The sequence below is a fragment of the Mycobacterium persicum genome (genome assembly GCF_002086675.1).
Classification (GTDB): Bacteria; Actinomycetota; Actinomycetes; order Mycobacteriales; family Mycobacteriaceae; genus Mycobacterium; species Mycobacterium persicum.
On record NZ_MVIF01000005.1, the window covers coordinates 63,004 to 79,187 of the forward strand.

The 16,184-nt window shown below is 67.1% G+C and carries 7 protein-coding genes; 6 read left to right on the plus strand and 1 reads right to left on the minus strand.

Translation table 11 applies throughout. The annotated features are described in order from the left end of the window. The first annotated feature begins 30 nt into the window (after window positions 1-30). The 6 genes from BST40_RS03370 (at window position 31) to BST40_RS03395 (ending at window position 13,354) form a co-directional block, all read left to right on the plus strand. On the plus strand, window positions 31-1,206 hold the full coding sequence (locus BST40_RS03370; protein WP_240316612.1) for an LLM class flavin-dependent oxidoreductase: 1,176 nt from the start codon (window positions 31-33) through the stop codon (window positions 1,204-1,206). Between the two features lie 290 nt (window positions 1,207-1,496). Then, entirely contained in the window at window positions 1,497-3,245 is a 1,749-nt protein-coding gene (locus tag BST40_RS03375) for an AMP-binding protein (protein WP_089024993.1), read from the plus strand. Window positions 3,246-3,288: 43 nt separating this feature from the next. Next, window positions 3,289-3,879 (plus strand): chorismate--pyruvate lyase family protein, encoded by a 591-nt coding sequence (locus tag BST40_RS03380; protein WP_075545344.1) that lies wholly within the window; start codon window positions 3,289-3,291, stop codon window positions 3,877-3,879. Window positions 3,880-3,894: 15 nt separating this feature from the next. Beyond that, the gene (locus BST40_RS03385) at window positions 3,895-5,991 is read left to right on the plus strand and encodes a p-hydroxybenzoic acid--AMP ligase FadD22 (RefSeq protein ID WP_075545343.1); all 2,097 of its coding nucleotides are present in this window, start codon (window positions 3,895-3,897) and stop codon (window positions 5,989-5,991) included. 16 nt (window positions 5,992-6,007) lie between these two features. Then, window positions 6,008-12,316, plus strand: a complete 6,309-nt coding sequence (locus BST40_RS03390) for a type I polyketide synthase (RefSeq protein ID WP_083153444.1) — start codon at window positions 6,008-6,010, stop codon at window positions 12,314-12,316. A 342-nt stretch (window positions 12,317-12,658) separates the two neighbouring features. Next, entirely contained in the window at window positions 12,659-13,354 is a 696-nt protein-coding gene (locus tag BST40_RS03395; protein WP_083153426.1) for an LppX_LprAFG lipoprotein, read from the plus strand. Between the two features lie 34 nt (window positions 13,355-13,388). Here BST40_RS03395 and BST40_RS03400 read toward each other — a convergent pair whose 3' ends face one another. Then, window positions 13,389-16,106 (minus strand): MMPL family transporter, encoded by a 2,718-nt coding sequence (locus BST40_RS03400; protein WP_089024994.1) that lies wholly within the window; start codon window positions 16,104-16,106, stop codon window positions 13,389-13,391. Window positions 16,107-16,184 lie beyond the last annotated feature (78 nt).

The following is a 16,184-nucleotide window of genomic DNA, read 5'->3' on the forward strand; positions in this document are numbered from 1 at the left end:
GTCAGTGATCAACACCGCGGAATGCGGGCAGTGAGCAGGGGCGGATTTCGTTTCGGCTTTGTCGATTCGCTGGTGCACTCGCGGTTTCGGCCCGGTTGGCTGGCGCGGTCCAGTATGGTGGCGGCCACGCTGACCGGTGCCGATTCCTATTGGGTGGGTGACCATCTGAACGGGCTGGTGCCGCGCTCGATCGCGACACCCGAATATCTGGGAATCGCGGCGAAACTGGTGCCCAGCGTCGACGCGAACTACGAGCCGTGGACGATGCTGGGAAACCTCGCCTATGGCAGACCCAAGCGGTTGCGGCTCGGCATATGCGTGACCGACGCCGGTCGCCGCAACCCGGCGGTCACGGCCCAGGCCGCCGCGACCCTGCAACTGCTTACCCGGGGTAACGCCATGCTCGGCATCGGTGTCGGGGAACGTGAAGGCAACGAGCCCTACGGCGTGGAGTGGACCAGACCGGTGGCGCGCTTTGAAGAAGCGCTGGCCACAATACGTGCGTTGTGGAATGCGAACGGGGAGCTTGTCTCGCGCGAATCGGCGTACTTTCCGCTGCATAACGCCGCGTTCGAGCTGCCACCATACCGGGGAAAATGGCCGGAAATCTGGGTCGCCGCGCACGGTCCGCGGATGCTGCGGGCAACCGGACGCTACGCCGATGCCTGGGTTCCGATTGTGCTCGTGCGTCCCGGCGACTACAGCACGGCCCTCGAAGCCGTGCGCACCGCGGCATCCGACGCCGGTCGTGACCCGATGTCGATCATCCCCTCGGCGGTGCGCGGCGTAATCACCGGCCGAGATCGCGACGACGTCGAGGAGGCGCTGGACTCTGTCGTCGTGAAGATGACCGCGCTGGGGGTGCCCGGTACGGCCTGGGCCCGCCACGGTGTCGAGCATCCGATGGGAGCCGACTTCGCCGGGGTCCAGGATGTCATTCCCCAAACCATGGACGAGCAGACGGTCTTGTCATACACCGCGAAAGTCCCGCCCGCGCTCATGAAAGAGGTTGTCTTCAGCGGCACCCCCGAGGAAGTCGTCGACCAAGTAGCCCAATGGCGCGATCACGGCCTCGAGTACCTGCTGGTGATCAATGGCAGTCTGGTCAATCCCAGCCTGCGCAAGGCGGTCGCGGCGAGCCTGCCGCACGCCCAGGTGCTGCGCGGACTCAGGAAGCTGGGCGTCAGCTCGCCGAAGCGCCGCTGACCATCGGGTTAATTCTGCGCCGCGGGCACAGTGGCCAAGACCTGTTATTGTCGTGGGGCCTCATCGACGTGGCATTGCGCCTCCGGGCAATCTACGAGCCGTATATGCGCCGATTCCGATTCGAAGGACACGGCAGCAAAACGTCCGTAGTCTCTTCCGTCAAGAGCCGAAGGATGATCATGCAGACGAACTTGTCATTTCAGGCTGGGGGCGAGGTGGCAACGCAAACCGAACGGATCGCGGATCCGCAAGCGGTGCAACCGTCGAACGGGACCGCAACGCGATTCGCGATGAGCGAATCGTCGCTCACTGATCTGCTGCAGAAGGCAGCCAGCCAGTACCCCAACCGTGCCGCGTACAAGTTCATCGACTACGAGGTAGATCCGAAGGGATTCACCGAAACCCTCACCTGGTGGCAGGTCAATCGGCGCGCGACGATCGTCGCGGACGAGCTGAGGATCTGCGGGTCGAGCGGTGATCGGGTGGCGATATTGGCCCCCCAGGGACTCGAATACATCGTTGCCTTCCTGGGCACGCTGCAGGCCGGTCTGATCGCCGTTCCGCTGCCGGTACCGCAGTTCGGCATCCACGACGAACGAATTTCCGCGGCCCTGCGGGATTCCCTGCCGACGGTCATTCTGACGACGTCGTCGGCTGTCGACGAAGTCGTCAAGTATGTGCCGCATGCCCGCGCCCCGCAGGGCAGCGAACCCGTCGTCGTCGCGATCGACTCGCTGGACCTGGACTCGCCGCGGGAACTGACCCCCGCCGCGCCCGCACATCCGGGCACCGCCTACATCCAGTACACGTCGGGGTCGACCCGCTCGCCGGCCGGTGTTGTCCTGTCGCACAAGAACGTCATCAGCAATTGCGTACAGCTGATGTCCGATTACCTCGGGGACACGGAAAAGGTTCCGTCCACCGCGGTGTCGTGGCTGCCGTTCTATCACGACATGGGCTTGATGTTGGGCGTCATTCTCCCGATGATCAACCAGGACACCGCAGTGTTGCTGAGCCCGATGGCATTTCTGCAGCGGCCGGCCCGCTGGATGCAATTGCTGGGCCGACATCGTGGACAGATTTCCAGTGCACCGAATTTCGGCTTCGACTTGGCCGTGCGCCGAACATCCGATGAGGATATGGCCGGTCTCGATCTCGGGCACGTGCGGGCGATCGCGACCGGCGCCGAACGCGTAAACCCCGCCACGGTCCGGCGTTTCATCGACCGGTTCGCCAAGTTCAACCTCAGCCAGACCGCGATCCGACCCTCGTACGGACTCGCCGAGGCGACGGTGTACGTGGCGACCGCCGGACCGGGACGCCCGCCCAAGACTGTCTGTTTCGACTACCAGCATTTGGCGGCCGGCCGAGCGAAGCGCTGCGAGAGCGACGGCGATGAAGGCGCCAAGCTGGTCAGTTACGGTACGCCGCGGGCATCCACCGTGCGGATCGTCGATCCCGACACCAGGACCGAGACTCGCCAGGGAACCGTCGGCGAGATTTGGGTGCAGGGCGACAACGTCGCCATGGGCTATTGGCGAAACCCCGAACTCACCGAGCGGACCTTCGGGGCAAAGCTCGTCGATCCCTCGGCCGGCACGCCGGTCGGTCCGTGGCTGCGGACCGGAGACCTCGGCGTCATGTTCGAGGACGAAATGTTCATCACCGGCCGTATCAAGGATCTGTTGGTGGTGGATGGGTCCAACCACTATCCCGACGACATCGAGGCGACGATCCAGGAGATCACCGGTGGCCGGGTGGTGGCGATAGCGGTGCCCGACGACCGCACCGAGCAGCTGGTCACCATCATCGAGGTCACGACGTGGGGTCACCCCGACGACGCGGCAGCGGATAGGCTGCGCACGGTCAAACGTGACGTCACGTCCGCGATATCGCGTTTACACCGGGTACGTGTCGCGGATGTCGTTATGGTGGCTCCGGGCTCGATCCCCGTCACCACCAGCGGTAAGGTCCGACGTTCAACCTGCGTCGAGCGTTACCTGAACCAGGAATTCACCCGCGTGGACGGTGCCGCATGACGGCACACGTATGGGGGTTTGCGCGTTACCCGAGACATGGAATATGACCGACTGCACGCTATCTGATGAAGAGATCCGACACCTCGATCGCGATCTTCGGATACTCATCGCAACCAATGGCACCCTGACACGGATTCTTAACGTGGTGGCCAACGAAGAGATCGTCATGCAGATTGTCAATCAACATATTCGGCGGGCCGCACCAAAAATGGTCGAACTCGGCCGATCGGCGGAAAGCCGGGTTCTGCACCGCAATATTCTGCTCAAGGGCCGGAATTCAGGCAACGTGTTCGTGGCCGCGGAGTCGTTGGTCGCCATTGATCTGCTGCCCGCCGAAATAGTGGCGCGATTGACCAGAACGGATCACCCTATTGGCGAGGTTATGGCAGCCAGCTACATCGAGACATTCAAGGAGGCGGCCAAAGTCTGGGTCGGAGCCTCGCCCCGCTGGCTCGCTCTCGACGGATACCAGCATTCGCGCCGCAGAACCGTCGCGCGCCGCTACCGCATTTTGTCGGGCGGTCAGCCGATCATGCTTATCACCGAGTATTTCCTCCGCACCGTATTCCAAGATGTCCCGCATGAGGAAGCCGATTGCCGCCAGTTTTCGAACGTCATCACTGCGGCGCGCTAGGGCGGTCACCTACTAATGCGGAATGGCAACCTGGCAGGGTTCCTGGCTGAGCGGGCTTCGGAAGCGGGATGGTGCGACCGGCCCGCCTACCATGCGCCGGAGATCGTCACACACGGCCAAATCCATGACGGCGCCGCGCGGCTTGCGCAGGTGCTGCGACAACGCGGCCTCGGCGCCGGGGATCGCGTCCTACTGTGCCTTCCGGATTCACCGGAGCTGGTGCAGCTCTTGCTGGCGTGCCTGGCTCGAGGCGTCATGGCGTTTCTGGCGAATCCGGAGTTGCATCGCGACGATCATGCGTTTCTGGAGCGCGACACCGAGCCGGCGCTGGTCGTCACCTCCGGCCCGTTGTGCGGCCGGTTTCGCCCGTCGGGTGTGGTCGATGCCGCCGAGCTGTTGTCGGCGGCGGCGCGGGCCCAGCCCGCGGAATACGAGCGGCTCGAGGGCGATGCCGACGCATATGCGACCTACACCTCCGGTACCACCGGGCCGCCGAAAGCGGCCATCCATCGGCACGCCGACCCGTTGACATTTGTTGACGCCATGTGTCACCAGGCGCTGCGGCTCACGGCCGACGACACGGGGCTGAGCACCGCACGCATGTATTTCGCCTATGGCCTGGGTAATTCGGTCTGGTTCCCCCTTGCGACCGGCGGTTCCGCGGTCATCAATCCATTGCCGGTGGGTGCGGAAATGGCCGCCACGCTGTGCGAGAGATTCGAGCCGTCCGTGCTCTATGGCGTGCCGAATTTCTTTGCCAGGGTTGTCGACACCTGTTCTTCGGAGTCTTTTCGGACGCTCCGGTGCCTGGTGTCAGCGGGCGAGGCCCTCGACAGGGGACTCGCCGAGCGGCTGGTCGAATTTTTCGGCGGTATCCCCATTCTTGACGGAATCGGATCCACGGAGGTGGGCCAGACCTTCGTCTCGAATACCGTCGACGAATGGCGTCCGGGAACTATGGGAAAGGCTCTTCCGCCCTACGAGATTCGTGTTCTGGGACCGGATGGCGCACCCGCAGAACCCGGGGTGGACGGAAATCTATGGGTCCGCGGACCATCGATCGCGACCGGCTACTGGAACTGTCCCGAACCGATCCTGGAGGATGACGGGTGGCTCGACACCCGCGACACGGTCTGGATCGACGCCGAGGGTTGGGTTTCGTACCGTTGCCGCGCGGATGACACGGAAATCGTCGGAGCCGTCAACGTCAATCCGCGGGAAGTCGAACGACTCGTGGTCGAGCACGACGCGGTGGCTGAGGTCGCCGTTGTCGGAGTGAAGGAGTCCACCGGCGCCTCGGCACTGCAGGCATTTCTGGTGCCGGCAGGCCACGCGGTCATCGACGAATCGGTGATGCGAGACATCCACCGGGGGTTGCTGACCAGACTGTCCGCATTCAAGGTCCCGCACAGACTCGCCGTCGTGGAACGGCTTCCCCGGACCGCCAACGGAAAGTTGTTGCGGAGCGCGCTTCGTGCCAAGAGCCCAGCGAAACCGATCTGGGAACTCTCGTCGGCCCAGCCCCGGCCTGACACCGACCCACGGCTCGACGACCACTCGGCTGCCGGGCGGACCGCCGGCGAGGTGACGCTGAAGGAACGGCTGAGCGCGTTGCAGCAGGAGCGTCACCGGTTGGTGGTGGAGGCGGTGTCTGCCGAGGCCGCCAAGATGCTGGGTGAGCCGGATCCGCAGTCGCTCAATCGGGATGTCGCGTTCTCCGAGCTAGGGTTTGACTCCCAGATGACGGTCGTACTTTGTCATCGGCTGGCCGCGGCTACCGGCCTGCGGCTCCCGGAAACGGTCGGGTGGGACTACGGCTCGATATCGGGATTGGCCCAATATTTGGAGGCCGAACTGTCCGGTGGGGGCCGGGCGGCCATGCCCCTGTCGGCGAATATCGACGCGAAGGGGCGAGTCGACGAGGAATTGACAAGAATCGATGAGCTGGTACTGACGATCGGGGACGGCGACAAGCAGCGCGTGGCCGACCGTTTGCGTGCCATCCTCGGCACCATCACCGACGCCGGTGATCGGTTGGGCAAACGGATCCAGGACGCCTCGACTCCGGACGAAATTTTCCAGCTGATCGATGCGGAGTTGGGCGAATCATGAAGAGGAGCAAGTGGCGATGACGACGAGCATGGAAGGCGCCGACCAGCAGAGCGAAAAGCTCTTCCGCTATCTGAAAAAGGTTGCTGTCGAGCTCGATGAGGCACGCGCGCGGCTGCGGGATTACGAACAGCGCGCCACCGAACCGGTGGCGGTGGTGGGTATCGGGTGTCGCTTTCCGGGCGGGGTCGATTCCGCGGAGAAGTTGTGGGAGGTGGTCGCCGAGGGTCGGGATCTGGTGTCGGAGTTTCCGACGGATCGCGGCTGGGATGTGGAGGGGTTGTTCGATCCGGACCCCGATGCCGAGGGCAAGACCTATACGCGCTGGGGCGCGTTCCTAGACGATGCCGCGGGTTTTGACGCCGGGTTTTTCGGGATCGCCCCCGGTGAGGTGTTGGCGATGGATCCCCAGCAGCGATTGATGCTGGAGGTTTCGTGGGAGGCGTTGGAGCACGCGGGAATTGACCCGCTGTCGTTGCGGGGGTCGGCGACCGGGGTGTTCACCGGGATCTTCGCGCCGAGTTATGGCAGCAAGGAAACCGGGGGGCTGCAAGGGTACGGGTTGACCGGCACGGCGGTCAGCGTGGCCTCGGGTCGAGTTTCCTACGTGTTGGGGCTGGAAGGCCCGGCGGTGTCGGTGGACACGGCATGCTCGTCGTCGCTGGTGGCCATCCACTGGGCGATGGCGTCGTTGCGCTCGGGGGAGTGCGACTTGGCGTTGGCCGGCGGGGTGACGGTGATGGGGTTGCCGTCGATCTTCGTCGGATTCAGCCGGCAGCGGGGACTGGCGGCCGACGGTCGCTGCAAGGCGTTCGCCGCGGCGGCCGATGGGACGGGCTGGGGTGAGGGCGCCGGCGTGGTGGTCCTCGAGCGGCTCTCGGATGCGCTGCGGTTGGGGCACTCGGTGCTGGCGGTGGTGCGCGGTAGCGCCATCAATCAGGACGGCGCGTCCAATGGCTTGACCGCGCCCAACGGGCTGGCCCAACAGCGGGTCATTCGGGCGGCGTTGGGCAGCGCCGGGTTGACCGCGGCAGACGTGGACGTGGTGGAGGCCCACGGGACGGCCACCACGTTGGGTGACCCGATCGAAGCGAATGCCTTGTTGGCCACGTACGGCCAAGCCCGTCCTGCGGAGCGGCCGTTGTGGGTGGGTTCGATCAAGTCGAACATGGGTCATACCCAGGCCGCGGCGGGCGTGGCCGGGGTCATCAAGATGGTGCAGGCGATGCGGCATGGCCTGATGCCGGCGACGCTGCACGTGGATGCGCCTTCGCCGCGGGTGGATTGGGAAAGCGGCGCGGTGTCGGTGTTGACCGAGGCCCGGGACTGGCCCGTCGACGGGCGTCCGCGCCGGGCCGGAGTGTCCTCGTTCGGGATCAGCGGCACCAACGCCCACGTGATCCTGGAGCAGGCTCCCGCGCCGGCCCCCGTCGCGACGGACCACACCACCGGGGACGGACACCGGTTGTCGGTGCTGCCGTGGGTGGTGTCGGCCAGATCGGCTGAGGCGTTGACAGCGCAGGCGGGCCGGTTGGCGGCCCATGTGCAGGCCAACCCGGGATTGGATCCGCTCGACGTGGGCTGCGCGCTTGCCGGCCGGTCGGTGTTCGAGCATCGAGCCGTGGTGGTCGGCGCCGACCGGCAGGCGTTGATCGCGGGGCTGACCAGCGTGGCCGATGGTGACCCGGGCGCCGGCGTCGCGGTGGGTCAAGCGGGTCCGCCGGGCAAGACGGCGGTGGTGTTTCCCGGGCAGGGCTCTCAGCGCCTCGGGATGGGCCGCGAGTTGTACGAGCGGCTGCCGGTATTCGCCGAAGCCTTCGACGAAGTGGCCGATGAGTTGGATCAGCATCTGAGATTGCCGCTGCGCGAAGTTGTCTGGGGTAGCGATGCGGCGTTGCTGGATACCACCGAGTTTGCTCAGCCGGCGCTGTTCGCGGTCGAGGTGGCGTTGTTCGCGGTGTTGCGGCGCTGGGGTGTGCAGCCCGATTTCGTGATGGGCCACTCGGTGGGGGAGCTGTCGGCGGCGTACGTCGCCGGGGTGTTGACCCTGGCGGACGCGGCCATGTTGGTGGTGGCGGTGGCCGCTTCAGAAAATGAGGTGACGCCGCTGCTGGGCGAGGGGGTGGGCATCGCCGCGATCAACGCGCCCGGATCGGTGACCATCTCCGGCGCCGAGGCCGCCGTGAGCCCGATCGCGGATCGCTTCGCCGAGCAGGGTCGGCGGGTGCACCGGTTGGCGGTGTCGCATGCTTTTCATTCGCCGCTGATGGAGCCGATGCTCGACGAGTTCACCCGGATTGCGGCCCGGTTCGAGCCGCGGCCGCCGCAAATCGGCCTGGTGTCGAACGTCACGGGCGAATTAGCCGGCGCCACAGGTGATTTCGGGTCAGCGTCGTATTGGGTCGACCATGTCCGGCGGCCGGTGCGTTTCGCCGACAGCGCGCGCCATGCACAGCAGCTCGGCGCGACGCACTTCATCGAGGTCGGTCCCGGCAGTGGTTTGACGAGCTCCATCGAGCAGTCGTTGGCCCCGGCTGAGGCGGTCGTGGTGTCGATGCTCGGTAAAGACCGTCCCGAATTGGCCGCTGCGCTGGGTGCGGCCGGTCAGTTGTTCACCACTGGTGTGCCGGTGGATTGGCCGGCAGTGTTCGCCGGCTCGGGTGGACGGCGCGTCGACTTGCCCACGTATGCCTTTCAGCGGCGGCGGTTTTGGGAGACGCCGGGCGGCGACGGGCCCGCCGACGCGGTCGGTCTGGGTCTGGGCCCGACCGAACATGCGTTGCTGGGTGCGGTGGTCGAGCGGCCCGACTCCGACGGAGTGGTATTGACGGGCCGGTTGTCGTTGGCCGATCAACCGTGGCTGGCCGATCACGTCGTCGGCGGGGTGGTGCTGTTCCCCGGGGCGGGTTTTGTGGAGTTGGTCATCCGCGCCGCCGACGAGGTCGGCTGTGCGGTCATCGACGAGCTGATCCTGGCCGCGCCGCTGGTGATGCACCCGGGCGCCGGGGTCAGGGTGCAGGTGGTGGTCGGCGCCGCCGATGATGCGGGAACCCGTGCGGTGTCGGTGTATTCCCGCGGCGACCACTGCGACGGGGAATGGTTGCTGCATGCCATGGGCACCGTCGGGGAGAGCCCCGCGCAGGCCTCGGCGGACTTGTCGGTGTGGCCGCCGGAGGGTGCCGAGCCTGTCGATATTTCCGACGGCTACGACCGGTTGGCCGCCCGCGGTTATGCCTACGGCAAGGCATTTCAGGGGCTGGTGGCGGTCTGGCGGCGCGAGTCGGAGCTGTTCGCCGAGGTGGTTGCTCCCGCGCAGCACGGGGTGGCGGTCGAGGGTATGGGGATGCACCCGGCCGTGCTGGACGCGGTGCTGCATGCCCTGGGACTGGCTATCGAGACCACCGAGACGATGCTGCCGTTCTGCTGGCGCGGGGTGTCGCTGCACGCCGGTGGCGCCGGGCGGGTTCGGGCCCGTCTCGCCTCGGCGGGTGCCGACGCCATCTCGGTCGAGATCGCCGATGCCGAGGGGCTGCCGGTGCTGACGGTCGGCGCCCTGGTGACTCGGGCGACGACGGCCGAGCAGTTGCGCGCTGCCGTGAGCGCGGCCGGCCGCGGGCCGGACCAGGGGCCGCTGGAAGTGGTTTGGTCACCAATGCCGGTGAACCACAACAGTATTGACGACCCTGACCGACCCGAGGTGCTGTCGGCGCTGTCGTGGGAGGACTATTGCGCCGCTGCTGCGGGTACGTCGGCGAGCGTCAACGGCAATGGCGCCGGAGCCGGCGATGCCGCCGTGGTGGTGTGGGAGTGCGGTTCTGCCGGTGCGGACGCGGTGGGCTCGACATATGCGGCTACCCACGCCGCGTTGCAGGTGTTGCAGTCCTGGCTGGGCACCGACCGGGCCGGCACCTTGGTGGTGCTGACCCGCGGCGCCGTGGGATTGCCCGGTGAAGATGTCGGCGATCTGGCTGCCGCGGCGGTATGGGGTCTGGTTCGCTCGGCACAGGCCGAGCAACCCGGCCGGATCGTCCTGGTCGACACCGACGCACCGGTGGATCAGGGAGTGGATGCGGTGGCGCTGGCCGCCGTCGGCGAACCCCAACTGGTGGTGCGTGGCGGCGTGGTGCACAACGCCCGGCTGGCTCCGGCGCCGCCACTGCTGGCGCTGCCCGCCGAAGAGGCGTGGCGGTTGGCCGCCGGTGGCGGCGGCACTCTGGAGGATCTGGTGATTCAGCCTTGCCCGGAGGCCCGGGCGCCGCTGCAGGCCGGGCAGGTGCGGGTGGCTGTGGCAGCCGTCGGGGTCAATTTCCGCGATGTGGTGGCCGCGCTGGGGATGTATCCCGGCCAGGCGCCACCGCTGGGTGCCGAAGGCGCCGGAGTGGTGATCGAGACCGGCCCGGACGTGACCGGTGTGGCCGTCGGCGACGCGGTGATGGGCTTCCTGGGTGGAGCCGGTCCGCTGGCGGTGGTGGACCAGCAACTGGTTGTCCGGGCGCCCCGCGGCTGGTCGTTCGCGGAGGCTGCGGCGGTGCCGGTGGTGTTCTTGACGGCTTTGTTCGGGTTGTCGGACTTGGCCGAGATCAAGGGGGGCGAATCGGTGCTCATCCACGCCGGCACCGGCGGCGTGGGCATGGCGGCGGTGCAGCTGGCTCGCCACTGGGGAGTGGAAGTTTTCGTCACCGCCAGCCGCGGCAAATGGGACACGTTGCGCGCCATGGGGTTCGACGACGACCATATCGGCGATTCCCGCACGCTCGAGTTCGAGGAGAAGTTCTTGGCGGTCACCGAAGGCCGCGGGGTCGATGTGGTGCTGGACTCGCTGGCCGGCGAGTTCGTGGACGCTTCGCTGCGTTTGCTGGTCCGCGGCGGGCGGTTCCTCGAGATGGGCAAGACCGATATCCGCGATCCGCAGAAGATCGCCGCCAACTATCCGGGCGTGCGGTATCGGGCGTTTGACCTCTCGGAGGCCGGTCCGGTGCGCATGCAGGCGATGCTTCGCGAAGTGAAGGAGCTGTTCGACACCGAGGTGCTGCATCGGCTGCCGGTCACCAGCTGGGATGTGCGCTGCGCGCCGGCGGCATTCCGGTTCATGAGCCAGGCCCGCCATATCGGCAAGGTGGTGTTGACCATGCCCTCGGCGTTGGCCGACGGGCTCACCGACGGCACCGTGCTGATCACCGGTGCCACCGGGATGGTCGGTGCGGTCCTGGCCCGCCACGTGGTCCGCGCGTACGGGGTGCGTCATGTGGTGCTGGCCAGTCGGCGCGGCGATCGCGCCGAGGGGGCTGCCGAGCTGGCCGCCGAGTTGGCGGACGCGGGTGCCCGGGTTCAGGTGGTGGCCTGCGACGTGGCCGATCGGGACGCGGTCGCAGGCTTGTTCACGCAGCTTGCGGCGGAGTGGCCGCCGGTGCGCGGGGTGATTCACGCCGCAGGTGTGGTCGACGATGCGGTGATCAGCTCGCTGACGCCGGATCGGATCGACACGGTGTTGCGGGCCAAGGTGGACGCCGCCTGGAACCTGCACGAGGCCACCCGAGGTCTGGATCTGTCGATGTTTGTGCTGTGCTCCTCGATCGCGGCAACGGTGGGCTCTCCGGGGCAGGGCAACTACTCGGCGGCGAACGCGTTCCTGGACGGGCTGGCCGCTCACCGGCAGGCCGCGGGCCTGGCGGGAACATCGCTGGCGTGGGGGTTGTGGGAGCAAACCAGTGCCATCACCGCTCATTTGAGCGAGCGTGATCTGGCCCGGATGAGTCGTAGCGGGCTGGTCGCCATGAGCCCGGAGCAGGCGCTGGAGTTGTTTGACACCGCGCTGACGATCGATCACCCCGTCATGGTCGCGACCCGCCTGGACCGCGCCGCACTCAACGCCCGGGCCCAGGCCGGCGGCTTGCCGGCATTGTTCAGCGGGCTCGCCCGCCGCCCCCGGCGACGCCAAATCGACGACACCGCAGATGCCACCCAATCGAAGTCGGCGCTTGCCCAACGCCTCCACGGGCTGGCCCCCGACGAGCAACACGGCCTGCTGGTCGCGATAGTGCGGGCGCAGGCCGCGGCGGTGCTGGGTCGTCCCGCTCCCGAGGACATCGACCCCGACAGCGGGTTCCAAGACCTGGGCTTCGACTCGCTGACCGCCGTCGAGCTACGCAACCGTCTCAAGAACGCCACCGGGCTGACCCTGCCGCCCACCGTGATCTTGGACCACCCCACCCCGACGGCCGTCGCCGACTACATCGCCCGGCAAATCCATCCCGAGTCCAATGGTGACCAGTCACCGCATGCCGAACGCGACGAAGAGGACGAGGAGAAGGTCTCGGTCCATGCGTAGCACGGTCCGGCCGGCACCGGCAGGGTCGCGGCATCGGCCCGTCAGCACCCGGGTGCCGACGGCCCGTCGTACCGTTCGGATGCCGGGTTCGCGACGGGCGCCCGGGCGTTACCGCGCCGGACTAGTGTGGACGCAACGAACCTATAGTCGGCTGGGTTGATCAGCCACACGCGGCGGATCACGGGGGCCGGAGAGGGCCGGGACAGGGCCGGGACAAGGCACTGAACCGGTGAACGTCGTCGCTGCCTTGCTGAGCTGTGGTGGCTTGACTGGTCTGTGTGTTGGGTCGATGCCGCACGCGTCGCGTGCGGTTCGGGCGAAACATCATCGAGAGGATGAGCAATGAACGATCGGAAACCGCCGGTGACTTTCGCCCTCGTGGTGGCGGTGGCCGCCGGGCTGATGCTGTGGCTATCCGGCTGCGCCGCCGACAAACCCGAATCCGAGGCGCACAGTTCGGCCAGCACGACGAGCGACCCCGCGCTGGTGACCGAGGTCAAGCAGTCGCTCGAGGCGACAAAGGCCTTGACGAGCGTGCACCTGGCGATTCGAACGTCCGGGAAAGTCGACAGCTTGCTCGGTATCACCAGCGCCGACGTCGATGTCCGGGCCAATCCGCTCGCCGCGAAGGGGGTGTGCACCTATCAGGGCCAGCCGGACGTCCCGTTCCGCACCAAGGACGACAACATCTCGGTGAAGCTGTTCGATGACTGGACCAACCTGGGCTCGGTCTCCGAGTTGGCAGCCTCACGGGTGGTTGATCCCAGCAACGGGGTGGCGAAGGTGCTCGCGGGTATCACCAATCTGCAGTCGCAAGGCTCGGAGGTGATCGACGGAATTCCCACCACCAAGATCAGCGGAACCGTGCCGACGGACACCGTCAAGATGTTGGATCCTGCAGCCAGGCAGCCTAGGCCCGCGACCGTGTGGATCGCCTCGGACGGGTCGCACCGCCTCGTGCGGGCAAACATCGACATCGGGTCCGGGGCGGTCGAGCTGACCCTGTCGAAATGGAACGAACCCCTCAACGTCGACTAGTAAGTCGACTAGCAACGCCGGGAGCCAACACGTTTCAGCTGTCCGCTGTGGGCTCGACGGCCGGCGGCTGCTCGGCCGGCCGCTGAGTGCGGCCCCTGGTGATCACGGCCGGGATGCCCACGCGCACGGCCACGGTCAGCACGCCCAGCCCGATCAGCACAACGGTACCGAGCTGGGTGAGAGCGTCGGGGGAAGCGGCCGACACCAACAGTAGGCCGCCGGCGAAAACGGCACCAAGGCCGGTGAGCGGGGCGACGGCGCTCCGAAGCGTCACGGTCCCCACACGATCGGTGGCGAGAAAAGTGGCGGCGAGACGCGGGACGCCGAACGCGGCGAGAATAGCGAACGACACCAGCGGAACCGCGGCCTGCAGCTCGCGATCCAGCAAGTGTTGCCACAGCGCCACCGAAATCCCCAGCGCGGCAAGGTAGGACGCGGCCACCACCAGGCCGGCCGCCAGTCCGCTGACCGCGCCGCGCCACAGGCCGATCAAGGCCGCCACCGCGAGCATCGTCACGGCCAGTAGCACGGCATCATGGGTGAGGGCGCCGCGGACGGCTGCGGCTACTTGCGCGGCCCCGGCGACCGTGATCTGGCTGTCGACAAGGCTTCCGTACTTCATTGCCGCGCCCGCGGCAAGTTGGAGCGACTGCACCCGCGCCGCCGCGCCGAGGTCCAGACCGTTCCCGTCGGAATAGACGAACAGCCGGGTCGCGGTGCCGTCGGCCGAGAACATCGATTGGCGCACGTGTTGATACGACGGATCCGCCAGTTCCTTGCGGGTGAGGTGGAAACCGCCCTCTCCGGTGTCGGCGAAATCGACGCTGATGTTCTTCAGGAACGCCGACACCTGCACGAGTTGCGGCAGGATCTCTTGGATACTTGATTCGAGCTTTGGCACGAAGGAGCGCAGCTGGCTCAGCGTCGACCGCATTTCCCCCACCACGTGCGGTGTCGAGGCGAAGGCGCCCATTGTTTGGTTCGACACCGCGGCCATGCGGTCGGCGCCGTTGGTCAGCGCGGCCACATCGGCGACCACCAGGTCCAGGGGTCCCACGATCTGCCGCGCGACCGAGCACAGGTGCTCGTCGGGACAATACGTACCGCCGGTGATCAAGTCCCGGAACGGGTTCAGGTATTGCGAAACTTCGGCAGCTCTGCCCCGGAGGTTCTGCGTGACAGAGATGACGCGGTTGATGTTCTGCTGTATCTGATTCGCCCCGGCGAGACCGATTCTCACGCTGCTGTCCAGCTCGTCGACGGCGGCGCTGACCTGATCGATCGTGGCTCCCAGAGACTTGATGGCATTCAGCTGCGGCATGAACGACCCGGCCCCCCGGTTCAACTGATCGGAGAGCTTGCCCGCGGCGGAGGTAAGCGAGGCGTCGGCCCACGGGACACCGGCCGGCCATGCCGCCGACTCCACCTTGCGCACCCCGGGAATCTCCATCAGTCGGTGGCTGAGTTGATCGATGGCGATGAGCCCTGCCGGCTGGCGAAGATCCGCGGCGGAGTTGACCACCACCACGTCGGGCAGGGGATTTCCGGGCAGCAGTCGCGCGGCGCTGGTCCCGGGTGGGTTTGCCCGGGATTCGTCGATACCGCAGCGCATTCCGATGACGGGTAGCGCGCAGATCGCCAGCACCACGACAGCCACGGCAATGGGGTTGGAGAAGCCGGGCTTTGGCAACCGGCCAGCCCAGCCGAGGCCGCCGGTCTGCGGCCCTGACAGCCCGCGAGGCATGGCGAAGCCGAGCAAGATAGGCAGAAGTGTCAACGAAACCGCAAGTGCCACCGCAACATCCGGTGCGGCGCTGCCGACGCTGTGCAGCGCGGGTGTTTGCGCAAGCAGCAGCGGGCCGGTGACCAGCGCGACGCACGCTCCGGGCAGCGCCAACCGGGGCAGCAAAGCGCGGTATGCGTGCCGGTCCGTCACCGCAACACTGCCGTCGGGCCCGAGCCGGGCAGCAAGCAGGGTGGCTGCGGTCATTGTGGCGATCGTCAAGACAAAGGCGAGGGTCCCGGAAAACACCGTCAGCGCCGTGCTGCTTCGCGGCACCATCGCGGCGAGCGGGCACCCCACTGTCAATGAGAGTCCGGTGGCCAGCAGCACCATCGCGACCGAACGCGGGGACTGCCGCGATCGGAGCAGGAGCAGCACGGCGAGCACCGCCGCGGCGACCGCGACCGCCGCACCCTGCCACACCTGCATGCGCAGCGGGATGTGGTTGATGGCATCCGCGCCCACCATGCGGGCGCGAAGCCCCGGACTCGGCGGTAGCTTACGCACCACCGCTCGGGCCGCATCGAACGATTCGCGCGCCTTGTCGCTACCGGCCTCGCCCACCAGCCACACCATCGCGACGCCGGAGCGCCCGTCGGGACTGGTTCCCAGCGGCGCGGTGAGGGGGTCAGACCACCAGTCGAGGACCGATCCGACGTGGGCGGTGTCGGCGCGCAGTGCGCTCACCGCGGCGTCATAGTAATGCTGGTCGGCCGGCCCGAGCTGGTCGCGGCCGTCCACCACCAGGTAGGCGATGGCGTTGGTGCCGCTGCCCGGGAACCACTGCCCGATCCGGCTGTTGGCTGCCGCCGTCGTGGCGTCCGGGGCCAGCAGCGCCGAGGCGGTATCGCCGGGTTTCGCGTGTGTCAGCGCAAGAACCACGTTGGCGATCACCGCTGCGGCAATCCAAGCGGCGACAACAAGTAGGCGGGCGACCCGAGATCGCCGATGGCTCTCGTCGCCGGGCACGCTCGCGATCGTACTGACGTCGGTGTCCGGGCACGACGTTTTCACACGGATGTACCAATTCTGGGGATGACGGCCGGC

Excerpts from the sequence above, each read along its gene's own strand:
- BST40_RS03375 (WP_089024993.1), top strand. The coding sequence starts at position 1,497 with ATGAGCGAATCGTCGCTCACTGATCTGCTGCAGAAGGCAGCCAGCCAG.
- BST40_RS03380 (WP_075545344.1), top strand. The coding sequence starts at position 3,289 with ATGACCGACTGCACGCTATCTGATGAAGAGATCCGACACCTCGATCGC.
- BST40_RS03385 (WP_075545343.1), top strand. The coding sequence starts at position 3,895 with ATGCGGAATGGCAACCTGGCAGGGTTCCTGGCTGAGCGGGCTTCGGAA.
- BST40_RS03390 (WP_083153444.1), top strand. The coding sequence starts at position 6,008 with ATGACGACGAGCATGGAAGGCGCCGACCAGCAGAGCGAAAAGCTCTTC.
- BST40_RS03395 (WP_083153426.1), top strand. The coding sequence starts at position 12,659 with ATGAACGATCGGAAACCGCCGGTGACTTTCGCCCTCGTGGTGGCGGTG.